Annotated in this window: 18 protein-coding genes; 6 read left to right on the forward strand and 12 right to left on the reverse strand. The window is 55.0% G+C overall.

Features of this window, described 5'->3' with window-relative positions; translation table 11 throughout:
- On the reverse strand, positions 1 to 143 hold a 143-nt coding region (locus BRX43_RS18495), incomplete at its 3' end, for a histidine phosphatase family protein (RefSeq protein WP_164523674.1).
- Positions 140 to 760, reverse strand: a complete 621-nt coding sequence (locus BRX43_RS18500) for a recombinase family protein (RefSeq protein ID WP_125996550.1) — start codon at positions 758 to 760, stop codon at positions 140 to 142. The genes BRX43_RS18495 and BRX43_RS18500, both read right to left, overlap by 4 nt.
- A gap of 661 nt (positions 761 to 1,421) precedes the next feature.
- On the opposite strand from BRX43_RS18500, the gene BRX43_RS18505 reads away from it, so the two are divergent.
- The 5 genes from BRX43_RS18505 to BRX43_RS18525 all read left to right on the forward strand — a co-directional run bounded on the left by BRX43_RS18505 (position 1,422) and on the right by BRX43_RS18525 (position 5,669).
- Entirely contained in the window at positions 1,422 to 2,717 is a 1,296-nt protein-coding gene (locus tag BRX43_RS18505) for an XRE family transcriptional regulator (RefSeq protein ID WP_125996551.1), read from the forward strand.
- Between the two features lie 3 nt (positions 2,718 to 2,720).
- A complete protein-coding gene (locus BRX43_RS18510; RefSeq protein ID WP_125996552.1) occupies positions 2,721 to 3,863 on the forward strand; it encodes a beta family protein in 1,143 nt (380 codons plus the stop codon).
- A 26-nt stretch (positions 3,864 to 3,889) separates the two neighbouring features.
- Positions 3,890 to 4,615, forward strand: coding sequence for a hypothetical protein (locus BRX43_RS18515; RefSeq protein ID WP_125996553.1), 726 nt, complete (start codon positions 3,890 to 3,892; stop codon positions 4,613 to 4,615).
- A 404-nt stretch (positions 4,616 to 5,019) separates the two neighbouring features.
- The gene (locus tag BRX43_RS21075) at positions 5,020 to 5,238 is read left to right on the forward strand and encodes a hypothetical protein (protein WP_241215067.1); all 219 of its coding nucleotides are present in this window, start codon (positions 5,020 to 5,022) and stop codon (positions 5,236 to 5,238) included.
- Positions 5,235 to 5,669: a DUF488 domain-containing protein gene (locus BRX43_RS18525; protein ID WP_125996555.1), complete on the forward strand. Its 435-nt coding sequence runs from the start codon at positions 5,235 to 5,237 to the stop codon at positions 5,667 to 5,669. The genes BRX43_RS21075 and BRX43_RS18525 overlap by 4 nt, the downstream gene beginning before the upstream one ends.
- Positions 5,670 to 5,677: 8 nt before the next feature.
- Here the strand turns inward: BRX43_RS18525 and BRX43_RS18530 are convergent, their stop codons facing one another.
- From BRX43_RS18530 to BRX43_RS18555, 6 genes are all read right to left on the reverse strand, one after another.
- On the reverse strand, positions 5,678 to 6,415 hold the full coding sequence (locus BRX43_RS18530; protein ID WP_125996556.1) for a PaeR7I family type II restriction endonuclease: 738 nt from the start codon (positions 6,413 to 6,415) through the stop codon (positions 5,678 to 5,680).
- Between the two features lies 1 nt (position 6,416).
- Positions 6,417 to 8,141, reverse strand: a complete 1,725-nt coding sequence (locus BRX43_RS18535; protein WP_206433277.1) for an Eco57I restriction-modification methylase domain-containing protein — start codon at positions 8,139 to 8,141, stop codon at positions 6,417 to 6,419.
- Positions 8,141 to 8,452: a HigA family addiction module antitoxin gene (locus BRX43_RS18540; RefSeq protein ID WP_206433278.1), complete on the reverse strand. Its 312-nt coding sequence runs from the start codon at positions 8,450 to 8,452 to the stop codon at positions 8,141 to 8,143. The genes BRX43_RS18535 and BRX43_RS18540 overlap by 1 nt, the downstream gene beginning before the upstream one ends.
- A gap of 86 nt (positions 8,453 to 8,538) precedes the next feature.
- Positions 8,539 to 9,555 carry an HNH endonuclease gene (locus tag BRX43_RS18545; protein ID WP_125996557.1) on the reverse strand — a complete coding sequence of 339 codons (1,017 nt, stop codon included), beginning with the start codon at positions 9,553 to 9,555 and terminating at the stop codon, positions 8,539 to 8,541.
- Between the two features lie 226 nt (positions 9,556 to 9,781).
- Positions 9,782 to 10,105, reverse strand: a complete 324-nt coding sequence (locus BRX43_RS18550) for a hypothetical protein (protein WP_125996558.1) — start codon at positions 10,103 to 10,105, stop codon at positions 9,782 to 9,784.
- Positions 10,106 to 10,681: 576 nt separating this feature from the next.
- Entirely contained in the window at positions 10,682 to 10,942 is a 261-nt protein-coding gene (locus BRX43_RS18555; RefSeq protein WP_125996559.1) for a hypothetical protein, read from the reverse strand.
- A 783-nt stretch (positions 10,943 to 11,725) separates the two neighbouring features.
- On the opposite strand from BRX43_RS18555, the gene BRX43_RS18560 reads away from it, so the two are divergent.
- The gene (locus BRX43_RS18560) at positions 11,726 to 12,601 is read left to right on the forward strand and encodes a replication initiation protein (RefSeq protein WP_125996560.1); all 876 of its coding nucleotides are present in this window, start codon (positions 11,726 to 11,728) and stop codon (positions 12,599 to 12,601) included.
- A 303-nt stretch (positions 12,602 to 12,904) separates the two neighbouring features.
- On the opposite strand, the gene BRX43_RS18565 is transcribed toward BRX43_RS18560, so the two are convergent.
- The 4 genes from BRX43_RS18565 to BRX43_RS18580 form a co-directional block, all read right to left on the reverse strand.
- Positions 12,905 to 13,804 carry a DUF4238 domain-containing protein gene (locus BRX43_RS18565; protein ID WP_125996561.1) on the reverse strand — a complete coding sequence of 300 codons (900 nt, stop codon included), beginning with the start codon at positions 13,802 to 13,804 and terminating at the stop codon, positions 12,905 to 12,907.
- A gap of 488 nt (positions 13,805 to 14,292) precedes the next feature.
- Positions 14,293 to 14,562, reverse strand: a complete 270-nt coding sequence (locus BRX43_RS18570) for a ribbon-helix-helix domain-containing protein (RefSeq protein WP_125996562.1) — start codon at positions 14,560 to 14,562, stop codon at positions 14,293 to 14,295.
- A gap of 1 nt (position 14,563) precedes the next feature.
- Positions 14,564 to 15,241, reverse strand: coding sequence for a ParA family partition ATPase (gene parA, locus BRX43_RS18575; protein WP_125996563.1), 678 nt, complete (start codon positions 15,239 to 15,241; stop codon positions 14,564 to 14,566).
- 66 nt (positions 15,242 to 15,307) lie between these two features.
- Positions 15,308 to 15,915: histidine phosphatase family protein (locus BRX43_RS18580; protein WP_164523675.1), on the reverse strand; the 608-nt coding region annotated here is incomplete at its 5' end.

Genomic DNA, 15,915 nt, shown 5'->3' on the forward strand with positions numbered 1-15,915 from the left:
AACGCCGGGCGCTCCTGCCAACTCTCCGCAACTTGGCGTGCTTGGCTCCAGCCCAATTCGGTCAGCTCGATCGAGGCGAGGTCGTCGCAGGGCATGCCGGCGTTGCCGGTGCTCTGGCCGTGGCGGACGAACACCGCCCTCATGCAGCCTTGGCCTCCTTGGCCGCCAGCTCGCGCAATCCCTTGTAGAGCGTGGTCCGGCTGACTCCGTAGCGTTCCGCCACGGCGGTCACAGTCGCGTCCGGATCGGTGAGCAGCAACCTAGCCTCGCGGAGCTGCTTAAGGGTGAGGGCGGGGGGCCTGCCGCCCATCCGGCCACGGGCACGGCCCGCCGCCAGCCCGGCACGGGTGCGCTCGCTGATAAGGTGACGCTCAAAATCGGCGAGACTGGCGAATATATTGAACACCAGCTTGCCTGACGCCGTGGTGGTGTCGATCGCCTCGGTGATGCTCTCGAACGCGATACCGCGCTGCCCAAGCTCGTTCACGGTCGCGATCAGATCAGGGAGGGAGCGGCCCAGCCGATCAAGTCGCCACACCACGAGCGTATCGCCCGCGCGCAACGCCTTCATGGCGTTCGCCAGCTCTGGCCGGTCAGCCGTCTTGCCCGACGCATGTTCAGAATAGAGCGGCTCGCATCCTCGCGCGTGGAGAATGTCGAGCTGGGGCGCGAGGTCCTGGTCAGTCGTGGACACGCGTGCATAGCCGATCCGGCGCGTGCCAGGGTCGCCAGGGAGGGGGTGATTAGCAGCGTTCAACATTCTTCTCGCGAGAGCCCATTTCTGACCTTAGTTTCTCGCACGGGTTGTTGCACGTTTCAACGCCAAAGAGGACGGCTCTAACCTATGCCGCTGGTAGCGTTCAACAAACGGCCGTTTTATGGACACGTAAAAGCACACGAGCGCCATCAGCCATCGTAAACAATCGCCACTTGCACGACAAACAGCACAACGATATTGTTGTGACCATGTTGCCGTCCCTTATCGAGGCCCCAGGCCACCTAGAGGGAATCCTACCGCCCGGACTGCATCACGTCAGCCTACGGGAGGTCCGAGAGGCGTTCGCCTATAATGACCATCGCGCTTGGCTGTTCGCCGGCTTTATCGCCGCATGTCGCGATCTACGCGAATTTGGATGCGGCCGAATTTACCTGGGCGGAAGTTATGTCACCTCGAAGGAGTACCCTGGAGACTACGACGCATGCTGGGACCCTGTTGGGGTTTCAGATCAGGTCAGCGCACTCCTGTGGGACGACACCCAGAGGTTAGAGCAGAATCGCAAATATCGCGGCGATCTTCTTGTTAGCGCAGCCGGGGATGGGCCTGAATGTAGGCATTACCAGTTCCTATCGAAAGACAAGGCGACCGGCCTCCTTCGTGGAATGATTGGAATCAAACTTAATATGCTTGAGATACTAAACGTATGATCCGGAATGATCAGGAATACAAGGTAACTAAGACCGCACTCATTTCATATGAGGAAGCGCTTGCTGACTTCGACATTCTAAAGTCAATCGAGCGAGGCGTTGCACCCGTTATCGCGGAAGCCCAACGAACATCCTATCAGCGCCAAGCTGCCGAACTTAGAGAGCAGATTGAAGCATACGACGCCCTAAAAGGCGGAGAAGCGACCGAGTTTTCGATGTCCTCTTTTGCGAGCATCGGCAAAGAACTGATCTCGGCCCGAATTGCTAAAGGCTTAACCCAGAGGGAGCTCGCAGGCCTAGCCGGGCTCAAGGAGCAGCAAATACAGCGCTATGAAAAGGATGCATACGAAACTGCAAATCTCCGACGCTTGGAATACATCGCAAGAGTGCTCGACGTAAATTTTGTAGGTAAGATAACTGTAAAGCCTGCATCCGATGCGTTTGCCTCTGATTTCCTGAATTCCCTCGACCCCAGCCAATTCCCAATTAGTGAGATGAACTCTAAGGGTTGGTTCGACAACAGACTTGACCTTCGGCGAGCATCTGTTTCTGAAAAGAAACGCGCTTTGGCAGTTTTCTTTACGAATTCAGGCGTCACCCAACCATCGAATGCTCTTCATAAGAAAACGGCAGGTCCAGGATCGCGCGCCAGGCAGGCTGCGTTGCTTTCGTGGCAGGCTCGTATTTTGTCGAAAGCGCGCCGGAAAACCGGGCTCGCTAGACGTTATACGCCGCTGACACCGGACATGATAGCTTCTCTGGTATCGTTCAGTCGATTACCCGATGGTCCGGTCTTGGCGGTAGATATGCTTCTTTCTCACGGTGTAATAGTCGTTTTTGAAAAGCATCTTGAGAAGACTAAACTCGATGGAGCCGCAATGAGCCTTGATGGCCGGTATGCTGTAATAGGCATGACCTTGCGTCATGATCGTATTGATAACTTTTGGTACGTGCTTCTACATGAACTTGGTCACGTCACCCGTCACTGGGGGCCGTTATTAACCGACGGGTTTTTGGATGAAGAAGGTGACGACCTATCAGAGACGCTCGAGTCCGAGGCAGACGAATTCGCGACCAATGCAATCGTATCGAACGAGGCTTGGGCCGCTTCCTTTGTTCGGTTTACTAAGTCACCGGAAGCTGTCATCGAGTTTGCTGAAAAACGTAACATTCACGAAGCTCTTGTTGCTGGCCGTATTAGAAGAGAGCGCGCAAACTACGCAGAGTTTTCGGATCTGATTGGCAGCGGTAAGATTAGGTCACTCATAAAAAACTCGGGTCTTATGGAGTAGGACATGCACGTTCGTGATGCCTTGTACATGCCACAACTCAAGTGGAAAGCCGGCGAGTGCAAGGCATTGGGAACCGCGCGAAACGCGATGTCAGGTCGACTCCTTCCGGCCTTTCGTATCCCACCCTCGGGAGGGTTTGATCCAGACGAACAACGAGTTTTGACTCCTCTCGAACACATCCGATCGTTCGGTGCGAGGCTCAGCGCTAGCTGGGGAAGGCGGCTAGTGTTTGTTGATGCGAGCCTTGTCGATGACGACAAACATGCGACCGCATGTCACCGTCACCCCCTCACGGAACTGATCGAACGAGCTTGGCTGGAAGGCGCTTTCGCAGCGCCCGTCGTCAGCCTACAGAGTTCATCGTCTTATATAGAGGCAGTTAACCGTTATACCTCGGCAAATCGGGATTGGCCCATCTGCCTGCGCCTATCCCTATCTGATATGGAGCGCCTGCGTAACTTCGTCGAACTCGAGGCGGCCGTGAAGGCGTTTGGAGCATCGGTCCACAATACCGTGCTCCTGTTTGATGGTGGCGCCCTTCATATTCCCGATCCAGAACCATTTATTCACCTGGTGGCCGAACGATTTGCAGTTCTGGCGCCCCGAAACACGTGGGCACGTGTCTTCTGGGGAAGCACCTCTTTTCCAGAAAAGCCAAACCTAAAAGCAGGTGTGGATGGGCGGTTTACTCGGTCTGATTGGTCGCTTTATCAGTCTATCGTGAATAGTGGGTCTGAGTTTCCGTCCGTCCCCATGTTTTCAGATTATGCCTTGGAGTTCCCCTCTAATTACAAGCCGGTCCGGGTTCCACCTGTCGCACATTTCAGATATTCGACAGAGACAGATTACTGGATATATAAAGGGCAGAGCACGAAAAGGCCCAACGGCTTCGAAACAATATTTCCTGTTGCTCGAAGACTTGTAGATTCTGAGCAGTTTTTTGGTGAATCGTATAGCATGGGAAACAAATTTATTGCCAATCTGATTTTAGATGGCGCGAAGACAGGAAACGCTAGCACGTGGCGCTGGGCCTCCACAGATCATCACATTTCGTTGGTATTGAACCAGCTATCGATTTTGCATGGGGTCAGGGATCAAACCCTTGCCGAAGTGCCGGCACCTTTGAAACAGCTTCAACTGATTTAATAATCCACCTGGGGAGGGCAGACTGAATGAAGCTGGCAAAACTGCGTGCGTCCTATCCGTTAGATGGTACGCATCGCCCGATTTTGATGACCGAGGTAACTCGAATGACCGGCGGCTTAGTGTGCGTCGCGGGCATCGATATCCATGCCGGCACCATGGCTCGCCCTCTCTATCCAAATGGGAATAATTGGCCCGAGGCCGAGTGGTGCCCTACAGACATCATGGTCGTAGGGAATATCATATCTGTTGAACGTCACCCACGGGTTCCGACCCTGTACCCACACGCCACAGAGGATATGTCGGTAGTTCGCGCGTTTAAAAGTGGCGACATAAGCAAGAAGTCTTTGCACGATGTATGCCGAGAGCTACATGATGCGTCAATATCGAGTATATTTTCACAAACCGTAATAGACGGTAAATATATAAGTGACGGTACAAATTGTAGATCACTTGGCTGTATCGAGATAACGCCAGACCGCATTCACCCTCACGTTTTTTACGATAAGCTCCGAATCAACATCCATGACATCGATGGACGTTACTACGATCCTCCAGTAACTGAGCTTGAAACAAAAAACACCGGTGATGCGAATGCCGGCTTAGCCGCACTACAGGCTCGGCTAGCAGCTCACGATCATGACTATCCAATAATTTTGAGGATAGGGCTGACCAGAGGTTGGGTTGGACCTGATCACAATTGGGATCCAAAGCGATGCACAATTCAAATTAACGGGATAGTAGAGCGAAATTGACGATAATGGGTCGCCTATTTACAATCGGATACTCCGGCCATAGCGCTGAATCATTTATTAATCTTGTTACACAAAACAAGATTGATGTAGTATGTGACGTTAGGTCTACGCCATTCTCAGCGTATAAACCTGACTTCTCTCGCGCGCTTTTTAAGGCTCACTTAAATAGATCAGGAGTTAAGTACAAGTTCCTAGGCGACCTACTCGGAGCTCGTCCTACAGATAGAACATGCTACGTCGCTGGGCAGGCGACTTATGAAAGAATATCAAATTCTTCATTTTTTCAAGAAGGGCTGTCTCGAATAAAGATAGGAACTCGATCCCTAAACCTTGCCCTTGTTTGTTCTGAGCGCGATCCCATTGAATGCCATAGGGCGATCCTTGTGTGTCGTAACCTCCCTGATATGCAGGATCATATTACTCACATCCATACCGATGGAAGGTCTGAGTCTCAGCCTGACTTAGACGCAAGGCTTGTCGATATGTTTGGTTTAACGCCCCCACCACTTCTTCAGGAAGAGGGTGACTGGTCCAAAGCCGTCTCGAATGCGTATAAAAAGCAAGGCGAAGCAATAGCTTATCGGGAAAAATATCCTCGCGATAACAAGGATGAGCAATCATGAAATTGTTTACTATTGGCTTCACCAAAAGCAAGGCCCGAGAGTTTTTTGGAAGACTGGAAAGGTCTGGTGTTAGACGCGTGTATGACACCAGGTTGAATAGGGCATCTCAGCTTGCTGGCTTTGCAAAGCAAGATGACTTATCGTTCTTTTTATCGAGAATTGGCGAGATTGAATACTCTGTAGAAGCGCTACTAGCTCCTACCGCAGATATGCTCGATGCATATCGAAAGAAGGAAATGGGTTGGCCCGAGTACGAGAGGCGATACCTCGAACTGCTTGATGCCCGTAAAGTCGAAAAACGAATAGATCTATCTTCATTAAATAATGGGTGCCTGCTCTGTAGTGAGGCAACTCCCGAGCATTGTCATCGGAGGCTGGCGGCAGATTACTTAGCGAAATCTGTTGTAGATCTGGAAATAATACACCTTTGAATCCTTCACTAGGCCCTAGCCGCCTCGGCCGCTATGTGTCCCGCGAGGGTAGCAACGAACGTTTTGAGACTGGTTAGCTCCGACATATGGCAGAATTCGCCCGTTGTGGCAGCTTTGCGTGGTGAGGCGAGAACCGCCGCAGCGCTGTAGAGCTGCTCTTGGACAAGGCGCTGGCAAAGTACGTCGTAGCGTTTGAGGTAAGATGCGTCCTGGAACGCCTCAAACACTGGAAAATGAGGAGATCGATCCGTCACCTTCCGGCGAGATTCCGGAGCATCCTCCACCATCATGAGCCATCCGACAAATGGCCGGGGCTGCTGACCGAAAGCGCCTTCCCGATACGCCGTCCAAAGGTCGTGCGCGGTGCCAATCGCTTCCTCGGTACGGTTGTTGAAATTGTTACCGAACGAAGGTCCTACCTGGCTTTTCAGCTCGATCGCAGCAACCAGGTGCCCGCGATGGATGACAAGCACGTCCCATAGCTTTGTCGGCCGGAAATAGCCCGGCAGCGTAAGCACGGCGCGCCGCTGGTGAACGTCGGCACCTTGCAGCCCATTCGCCTCCACCAGGTCTATCAGGAGGGCAAGGAAGCCGTCCATATTCTTGCCAGAGGTCACGCCGGCACGCTCGCCCTGATCGGCCTTTCCCGCCTCGATTTGAGCCTGCCGGGCCTTCTCGCGATTGCCCCAAAACGCCATCGTGGCTTCGTGGGCCTTCCGTTCATAATCAGCTAGATCGAGTGCCATGTTATTCGCCGTTCCCCCCGAGTGCAGCTTGCTCGGCCTCTGACAGGCCGTAGAGCTTGAATACGGCGTGGTTACACGCCGCTATGTCCTGCCGCTCGGCCGCGTTGATCAGCTCGCGCTGTAGGACCTGCGACACCGTCCCCCATTCCGGCAATCGGATGCGGCGGAGATACTGCGCTTGAAAGCGGAGATAGCCGCCGCGCATTTGAGTCGAGTAGATAGCGACGAATAAGCGCGCGATGCCTGATAGCAGCACCGCTTCCAACGCCCGGACGTTCCAGGTATCGGATGTGATGTAGTAGAGATTGTGATGCGGGTAGAGCTTGCCGCTCTCATACACCACATGAGCCTTGCCCTTAATGTCGGGAATGAGAAGCTTCGGCTTCGCTGTGATGGCGGGGTAGATGCGGTCAATTGTCCGATACCAATTGGCCGGCGATTTTTGAGCGACATGCCGTCGCTCGATCTGGTCGCGCCGGACTTCTAGGTAGCGAGCGAGCTTCGGGAACGCGGCCAAGTCCACCAAACGTCCATCGTCGGCAAACGGGTTTATAACCCCATAGCCCCGCCACACGACCTTGCCGCTGTCGATATCGCGCGTCATAGCCAACGGAAGCTTGCGGCTGGGTTCAACGTCTAACGCATCATACGGACCAATGAAGGCCTTATCGGCGCCGGTCGCGACGCCAATACCGACCTTGCATCCCGCATCCTCGATTGTCGGGAACCCTGCTTCGAGCCGTCGTACCAGTGCGAGCTGATCGGAGGATTCCAATATCCAAGGCTCCGCGCCGGCAGTCACGCCGTACAGCTCGCGAACCCCGCTTGCCGGGTCGGGCACGCGCTCACTCGCGATATAGGTCGCTAACGCGCTGAGTGCGGCGTGGTCGATCGCCGGACGATGCGCGATGCGAGTAGCGGTCCCCTTGTCGCGGCCTATAACCGTGATCGCGGGATAGGCTACGACATCGACGTGAAACGCTGGCGTGTTCACCATGTCGATGTACGTTTTCAGGTGATAATGGCTGGCCACTAGCGAGCGAAGAGGTCCGCCATAGCGGTTCTTCATCCACCTATCAGAACATATGAAACCGCATTGGCCACCATCGGCCAACAGCGCCAACGACCGCTCGATAAAGGGGACGTAGATGTCTGCGCGATCGTAAATCGTCCGATAGCGCGCGCGGTATTCTGCCATCAGCACATCAGGAATCAGCTCCTGACGCACATAGGGCGGGTTGCCGACAACGACGTCAAACGGGCCATCGAACTCGGTCAGGAGAAAGTCCCCTTGGACAAGCCAACGGTCGGCTAAGACCCTTGCCGTATGATCGGGTAAGCCCGCTCCGGTTAGCTGGTCTACGACGCTGGCCGTGGTGCGTGCGATCGATGCGCGGTGCAGCTCTACCGCCCGGATGGCATTTCCAAGGTTAGTAATGGGATCCGGCTTCCCCGCACGCTCCCACGCGTGCAAAAGTCGATCGATCACCGGCAACAGAAAATCACCATCGCCGAACGACGGTTCCAATAACCGCAGCTCGTACAAAGGACGATCGGCGGTATAGCCGGATAGATCGAGGATAAAGTCCACCACCTCGCGCCGGGTGAAGATCGCTCCCCGCTCCTCAATACCAGCGTCAGCCATCGTATCGACCGCTGCCGATATGGGGCAAGGGCTCGGAAAGGTGGTTTGGCGAAACGCCGGTGTTATCGTCGCCGTCGCCATTAGATTAACCTTACCTGCTGCTCGACCTGCCTACTCCCGACAGGGACAACGTTGAGATTTCCTGCCCGCTTTTTTGCCTGAGCAAGGTCATAGGCGAGCTGGTGCTGAAGCCACCCCTCAGCGTCGGTGCTGAAGGCCTTTGCGAGACGAAGCGCCATCTCGGGCGAGATGCCGCAATGGCAATTTACGAGATTATTGAGAGCCTGACGGGTGACCCCGAGCACACGCGCGCCATCTGCAACCGATAGCCCATGGGGCTCTAGGCACTGACTGCGAACGAGCTGGCCAGGGTGAACAGGTTCGATGGGCATACAACAAACGATTCACGTGCCTCGAGCCGCCGTCAAGAGACAAGTTTCCCTTGTCACATATCTCGAGCCGAATGTTTTTGTGCCCTCTATGACCGCTCACTGACGAGAACACGAAGCTGAGCCAACGTGAGCCATGGCTTCGCGGCATGGACCATGCGGTGGCAGTTCGCACAGAGCAGCGCCAGATCGGACACTTTGGTTGTTTCGCCTTGCGACATGGCGTGAACGGGGTTGGTATGGTGCGCCTCGATATACCCGGCACCACGTGGGCCATAGGTAGCCAGAAAATCGAAATCGCAGGCTTCACACTCGAGCTTGCCGTGTTTCTTCAGAGCGCTCATTTTTCGTAGAGCGACGATCTTCCTATCGCGCTCAAGGTGCCTGTGGAGGCGGTAACTCACCCTACCCTCTTTGGCCTCATAGCTTTCAATTTCATCGAGAACGTCCTCATCAAGATCGGCGGTGATGCCCTGCCGGATAGCCTCCGCTGCGATGGCGAGGGCCTGCCGATCGTCGGCAAACTCGTCCCAGACCATCCTATCTAACTTGCTCGCCGAATTGAGACCCTTGCCACCACCAGCGGTAAAAACCGGGTCCAGGCTGCGAAAGTTCATGAGTTTCATGGCTACACCGTTCGCGTTGCGAAAGGTGATCAACCCTGCCCCGCCTGCCATTTCTCGGAGAAGCGCAGACAGCGCTATTACGTCTGGATGTGTATCACCGGGGTCTCGGCCACCATGGCGATGATAAAGGTCGAGAGCGAGGATCAGCTCTTCCCGAGACCATGATGGGTTGCGCTTCGCAAGCGTCACCGGCGGCTCGAAGGAGAAGCCCAGGGCCTCCAACACGGGCACGACGTAGACGAGGCCACCGCTAAACTCATTGAAACGAAGCGCAGGAGGATTTCCTGGCAAATAGCCAAAAGCCGCACCAATAATGGCCTTGCTGTCGTATGGTTTACCCTCATGCCAGAGTTGATACCTGGTTGCTCGCCCATAGCCATACTTAGCTAGGAATGATTTCTGCCCCAGCTCATCATACTCGGCGAGCGCAGCGAGCACCGCTGGCCGTGTTACATTGCTAGTAATTCGTTCGATTGCCATCCCAGGTGCCCCGTTCTCGACGGCATATCGCGTCGAGGATCATACGTCCGCTCTTCCCATATCTCTAAGCTCTGATCCGTCGCGTGAAGTAAGCTATCCGATCTCCTCAAACCTCTCGACGCGGTCGATCGAAGACCCGCCGTTGTCGATTGCCTTCCAAGTAAGCGCCGCATCACATGCCGCCGCATCATCGGGGTGATGCCCCTCATAGACGCTCTCAACCCTATTATCGTTGGGGAAGAGGCTGCTCACGGTTACCTTCCATAGCCTGTCCATCATTGTCCCGTCTCCTCCGCCGGTTGATCCCGCCTATCGTCCACATCCGCGATCCTTGCTTGCGGTCTGACGTTCCTTGTTGCGGCTTGCGCTGATCCTCTCGCGCATCTCGGCCTGCCGCTTCGCCGTTGATCCGGACAGGCTCCCGCGCCTGCTCAAGGTCAATCATGCTGCGCGGCTGGAGATTCAGGCCAACAAGGCGAAAATAGCTCGATGCACTTTCATTGACGCTTGCCGCCAGCGCCTCGATCGTTGCCTTCTCGTCTGGCAACACCCGTGCCCTGATAGCCGGACTACCCTTCCTCGTTGGCGCTTGTCGTTTTCCCATTCTGCCTCTCTGAACGCGGTAGCGGTGGGTCTCGCCAGAGCAGGATATCCGTTGAGCAGCCCCGCTGCGAATAAGAGAAGGTGATGTGATTTCGCCGGCTTGCCGGTGGGGTCACTTCACCTATCTTGCCCTGACTTTGCCTCGTACATAACCGACGCATAGCTGCTTCAAAGCTGATGCAGATCTCGGTCATATCTGGGTCAGCGCCCGCACAAACGTGCGACCCGTATCAGCCACCACAGGAATGGCTGTTTTCCGCGCTTTTTGTCACAATCGCGCGGGGTTTGTGCGAGATATGACCTAAGTTTGAAGCAGTTTTGTGCCGGATTTGCGCACGCCCAGACCGGATACCCCGGCAAGGCCGTGGTCGAGTTTAAAAATGCCGAATCGTCGGTAAGTCGGGAGAGTGGGGTCGGACTCGGCTGAAGACGAAATGATCCCTGAGCGGTATTGTCTCTGGGCCCAGAGGCCTTCGCTGGCGAAAAAGAGAGGCGCGCCGTTCAGCGTAAATGGGGTAGCGGCTTACTTGCCACGGCGTTGCTGTTTGGCGACACGCGCTGCTGCTTTTTCCTCGTCCATAAGCGACTGTCGAACCTGGCGAGCACCAAATAGAACCTGCTCCAGCCCTTCCCGGCCGGACCGGTCGACGATAGCAGCGATCATCGCCATGCCAATCACGACAGGCTCCGCTTCGAACTCCGCTTCGATCGTATCGAAAGTGGCTGAAAAGCGATCACCCATCACCTGCAAGTCGGTCAGGGTCGTACCATAAGGGGTGGTCATATCGTCGCCTCCTTCTGAATTGGAGGCGATACCCGGCCCGAGAGCCGGGCGTTGGAAACCCCGCACAAGCACAAGGCGCTGCCGCCTTTGGGCAGAACCTTGGACATGCGCGACAGCCGCCCGGCCGAGAAGCTCTCGACCGGCGCCTGTGGTATGGGGTTTCCACGCCCCACGGCCGGGACTGACCGAGCCGCATTATCACAATTGCAAATGCATGATCGGGGATCAAGGAATACCAAGGGTGAGCTTTGGGGTATCTTCTTACCCCTTCACCGGCTTCTCAACGCCGACAGGTACACACTGACCGATCAGTTTGGTTTTTTCGCAAACCTGCGACCGTAGGCCGTTCTAGCGATGGCGAAAGACGGCACGCAACGAAAACCTATTGGCCCTGCGAGCCGATACCGCATTAATTCCGCAATTCCACAGTAGTTATCTACATCTGACCTACCCCAAGGCTCACTTCTGGCTCTTCAGATTCAGTGATTCTTCTAGATTCAAGATTCATGCTCCTAAAATTGCCGGAAAACCGCCAAAAACTAATTGTATTGGTGAGTTTATGGGCCGGTTCGCGTGAGTGTTTGGGTACGCTAGGGTGAGCTTTGGGGTCGATTGAAGTGAGTGTTGGGGCCGGGTGCGGTGAGCTTTAGGGTACTGCCAAACCTGACGGTGAGTTTCAGGGTATCTCCTCACTTCAAGCCGGGGAGCTATGCAGATTGCTCAACTCACTTTTGGTGATAAGGTGAGCGCCACGATATCACCTGCTCACCTTTGAGATACGCAATGTCCCAACCTGCGCCCGTTGAAGGATCGTTCCGTACCCTAACCCAGCGCGGCAAGGGCGATCCGTTCAATCCCTCACATTATGGTGAGATCGTAAAGCCCGGCGAGCTGGTTGATATTGTCGAACTGAGCCCCCTCACCCTCGCCGATCGCCGAACCTACAATCTTCTCATTGCCAATGCTTGGGACAAAATTGGCGAGCCGATCGTCCACCGCATCGCCAAATCGGCGCTGAAAGGCACACATCAGGGCAATGAGCGGATCGAGGCATCGCTGCTCCGCCTGATGGGCACGATCGCCATCGTCACCATCCGCAAAGGCGGTAAGAGCTACAAGCGTCGTGTTCAACTTCTCGGCCCGAGCGACGAAAGCCTCGAAAAAGACGGCTTCCTCCACTACCGCATCCCCGAAGAACTAATTGAAATACTGCGGAACAGCGAAGTCTATGCCCGGCTCAAGACGCAGGTCATGTACTGCTTTGAGTCTAAGTATGCCCTCTGCCTATATGAAATGATAGAGCGACGGATTGGCCTTGAATATAAACAGACCGAGGAGTTCACGATTGAGGAAGTTCGGGGATTACTGAACGTGCCTACTGGCAAGCTGGAGCGGTTTGCCGACCTCAACAAGTACTGCCTCAAGGTGGCAGTGGAGGAGATTAATAAGCTTTGTCCCTTCTATGTCGATTTTACTCCAATCAAGAAAGGCCGCAAGGTCGAACGGGTTGCGCTGCACTGGTTTCCCAAAACCTCCAGCGGCAAACGCGACGCGCAAAGCCTGATTGACCAACACAGCGTTGTTCGTCGCGCCAAGATGCGTGGGTTAGCAGCTGAGCTGCCGGTACTGGTGGATTTCAGCATGCCTGCTGAAAGGTGAGCCCGTACCCCAAAGCTCACCGATATATCCGCTGCCAAATTTAGCGGCTAAAATCCCATGCTCACAGGTCAGCATGTTAGCGGGTCAGCACATTCACATGTTCACACGTTCATAGCACTGATACGCCGGCTGAGGGCGGGATGACGCTCCAAGCCGGAAGCCGCGCCGTTTGGGATCGAATAGCGAGACGGTCTAAGCCATTTCGAAAGGTGTGATATGGGACAACCCTGCCGCTCGGAACCGCGATTGAGAACGTCGGGTTACGATAACACCGGCCATTAGGGATCAGCCAAACTATTTCCCCTAGTCCTGAGCTGGCGGACATTCTAGAACTGCACCTTCCAAATTCTTGTAGCAATCGGTACCAATAGAAGAGGCGAAATCGGCCTCGAAGCTAAAATCGTTTACTTTAGCAAACATGAATCGAGTCGCCATAAAAACTTGACCGCTGTTCTCACTATGAACCATATCTTCATCGAACAGAACAGGAGATATCTTGTTTGACATAAAGTCAAGGCGATCGCCCCAAGCCAGGCTTCTCGGGTAGAAGTACATGATTAAGCTAGGTGTGAGCGGGAATGAAGCGTACACATCCTCAAAATTTCCCGGCAGACGCCTCCACTGCCGATTGTCGTTAGTTCGAAAAGCGATAGGATTATCCGAGGTCTTGAATTCTATGCTGCTTAAGTTTCGCGCAAAAATCCAGTTAGAATCATGAAATTTTTTGGCAAGATCGTTGACTATATCCAAATTCCATAAAAGCTCGGTATGCGCGATGCGAAGGGCCTCTTCCGATATTTCTTTGCTTCCATCCGCGTTCGGTAAGGCACGCAAAATTTCTCGTGTGTCGGCTGTCCTGAGATACTGAAGTGAAAGATAACGAGAGACAATTTCTCGGTTGATCTCCGGGATTGGAATTTCACTCATAGGGGTCAAATCGGCCAGCCAATTGATCCAATCCGCCGTAATCAGATTAACCTCTCCTTCAATATGGGAAAATTGCTTTTCCATAGCAGACCAGTCGTGCCCATCCTTCTCGTACTGAGACAGTCGGTAGAAATAAGTTTCTGCAGCGATAGAATTTGATTTTGTTGGAAAGGATCTATTTGTCGATTTCTCCCATGCCCAAATCTTACCTTTACCGCTAGAAAAGCGATTTAGATAGAACTGTGGAACAAAGTGGTGTAGTTTTGCATCGCCCATCAAGGTTATACTTTATATATACAATCAGAACTGCATAATGGCGCAGTGTTTAACAGTAGGCAATCAGGCATTCTAGGTTTTTAGGGCCTCCTTTTACGTCGGCGGCGATCAACACAGCATGGCGAGTGGAACGGTTCGTGTTGACGTAACCGATGCTACCTCGGAACGGCGTGAGTTGGTCGGCACCTGTCGTCCCTATTGGGAAGGTTCAGGAAGACAGCCGAGCGTTCCCGACCGATCGCACGCATCACGGCCGACCTGCTTTCCCATAACCTATTCCCAAATGGGTTTTCTCGAAATCGCCCGATGGACATGGAGAAACGGGACGCTACCCAAACGCTCGTTTGGTGACGATCGCTGGTTTCGCTCCGGCGCGGTCGATCCGCACACCTACCCTTACCGCTGTCTATACACCGCAGGCGGCAGCCTTAACGTACGATTTTGCCTTTCTCTCACCGGCCCTCGTGATGATAAGGACGATTACTGCCTCACCGTTCTCCGAACGGATGCTTACCGTATTGTCGCATGAGAAGGTCGATCGCCTCCCCCATCAGGGCTTGAAGCGTAGTACCATTCTCAGCCGCGAGGACGTTCAAGCCCCGACTGACCTCCGGGCTGAAATAGGCACTGACGGCCTTCTTGCCTTGCCGTGCTGTCGATCGGACTGGCGATGAACCCTCCGAAGCCGGAACCGGGGCGCTCAGTTCCACCTTCGCGCGCTCCGCTCGCTGCTGCCTCATTGCGCCGAACTTGCTCATATCAGCCCCGCTTCTTCTTACCTTGCTTACTTGTGGACAGGTTCACACGTTCGCGCGTCCACGTCCATAGGGCAGCGATCTCCTCCGCTGCCTTTCCCTCCGGTTCGACCTCCATCGCGGTTTTCCCCTGCGCCGTACTGTGGTGATAGATCGCGCGTAGGGTGAGCATGACAGGCGCGACTGGAACGCCCATGCCCTCGACGCCCTCACTGCCCTCGATCAGCTCACGCGCGTCACGATAGGTAGTCGGCGCTCTCTGGGGACCACCCATGAACATAACGAAGGCCGGCTTGCCAGCTGCCTTCACCAGCTCAGCCGTCGTCTCAACCGCCGTCAGGTCAAATGCCTGAGGGCGACACGGGATCAGGATCAGGTCCGCAATCTTGCACGCCTCCCGTGCCATAATGTCGGCATGTGGCGGCGTGTCGACAATTACTAGATCAGCGCCAAGATCGGCAGCCTGCTGCACCTTGCGCGGAAGGAGCGTGGGAGAAGCACAGTCCACCACCTCCGGCTCCACGCCGCCTCGCCAAAGGTTCCACTGACTAGCGGTCGCTTGTGGATCAGCGTCGAGAATCAGCGTGGAAAGCCCCGCAGCGGTAGCAGCGCTGGCGAGATGAATGGCGAGGGTAGTTTTACCCGCGCCGCCCTTCTGACTGATAATGGATATGGTTCGCATGTCGACACCTGAACCTGCTCGCGTGTGAACACGCTCACTAGCGGACATATGTGCGTGCTTACAAGCTCACATACATGGCTTGTTAAACCGACACTGCCACCCCGCATTCGTCTGCTCGAACCGCACCACCTCGCCGTTACTGATCGCCGGTGGCTCACCCTTGCGCCAGAAACGTAGCATCTTGCCGCGATCATCCAACTCAGGCTGAGTGACGGTGGCGCGCACCGCCTGAATGAATTGTCCGTGGCTGAAAACATAGATTGAACCGGGTAAAGGCAGGGCGGCGAGCCGGGACAACGCCGCCTCGGCCCGACGTAGCAAAGTGCCAAAGCTCTCCGCACCCTCACCGTCACAATAGGCGGGATCGGCTTCGCTCCAGTATCGCTCCAGATAGGGCATCCGCTCGCCGCTATGCGTACCGTTCCAGCGGGAGGGCTGAAGATAGGTGAACTCCTCAATCGGCCATACCTCCACCGGCACGTCGCAGAACCGCTCGATCGTCGGCGCCGCCGTTTGCTGCGTGCGAAGATACGGCGAGGTTACGATCAACGCCGGGCGCTCCTGCCAACTCTCCGCAACTTGGCGTGCTTGGCTCCAGCCCAATTCGGTCAGCTCGATCGAGGCGAGGTCGTCGCAGGGCATGCCGGCGTTGCCGGTGCTCTGGCCGTGGCGGA

This window comes from Sphingomonas sp. S-NIH.Pt15_0812 (assembly GCF_003951315.1).
In the GTDB taxonomy this organism is placed as follows: domain Bacteria; phylum Pseudomonadota; class Alphaproteobacteria; order Sphingomonadales; family Sphingomonadaceae; genus Sphingomonas.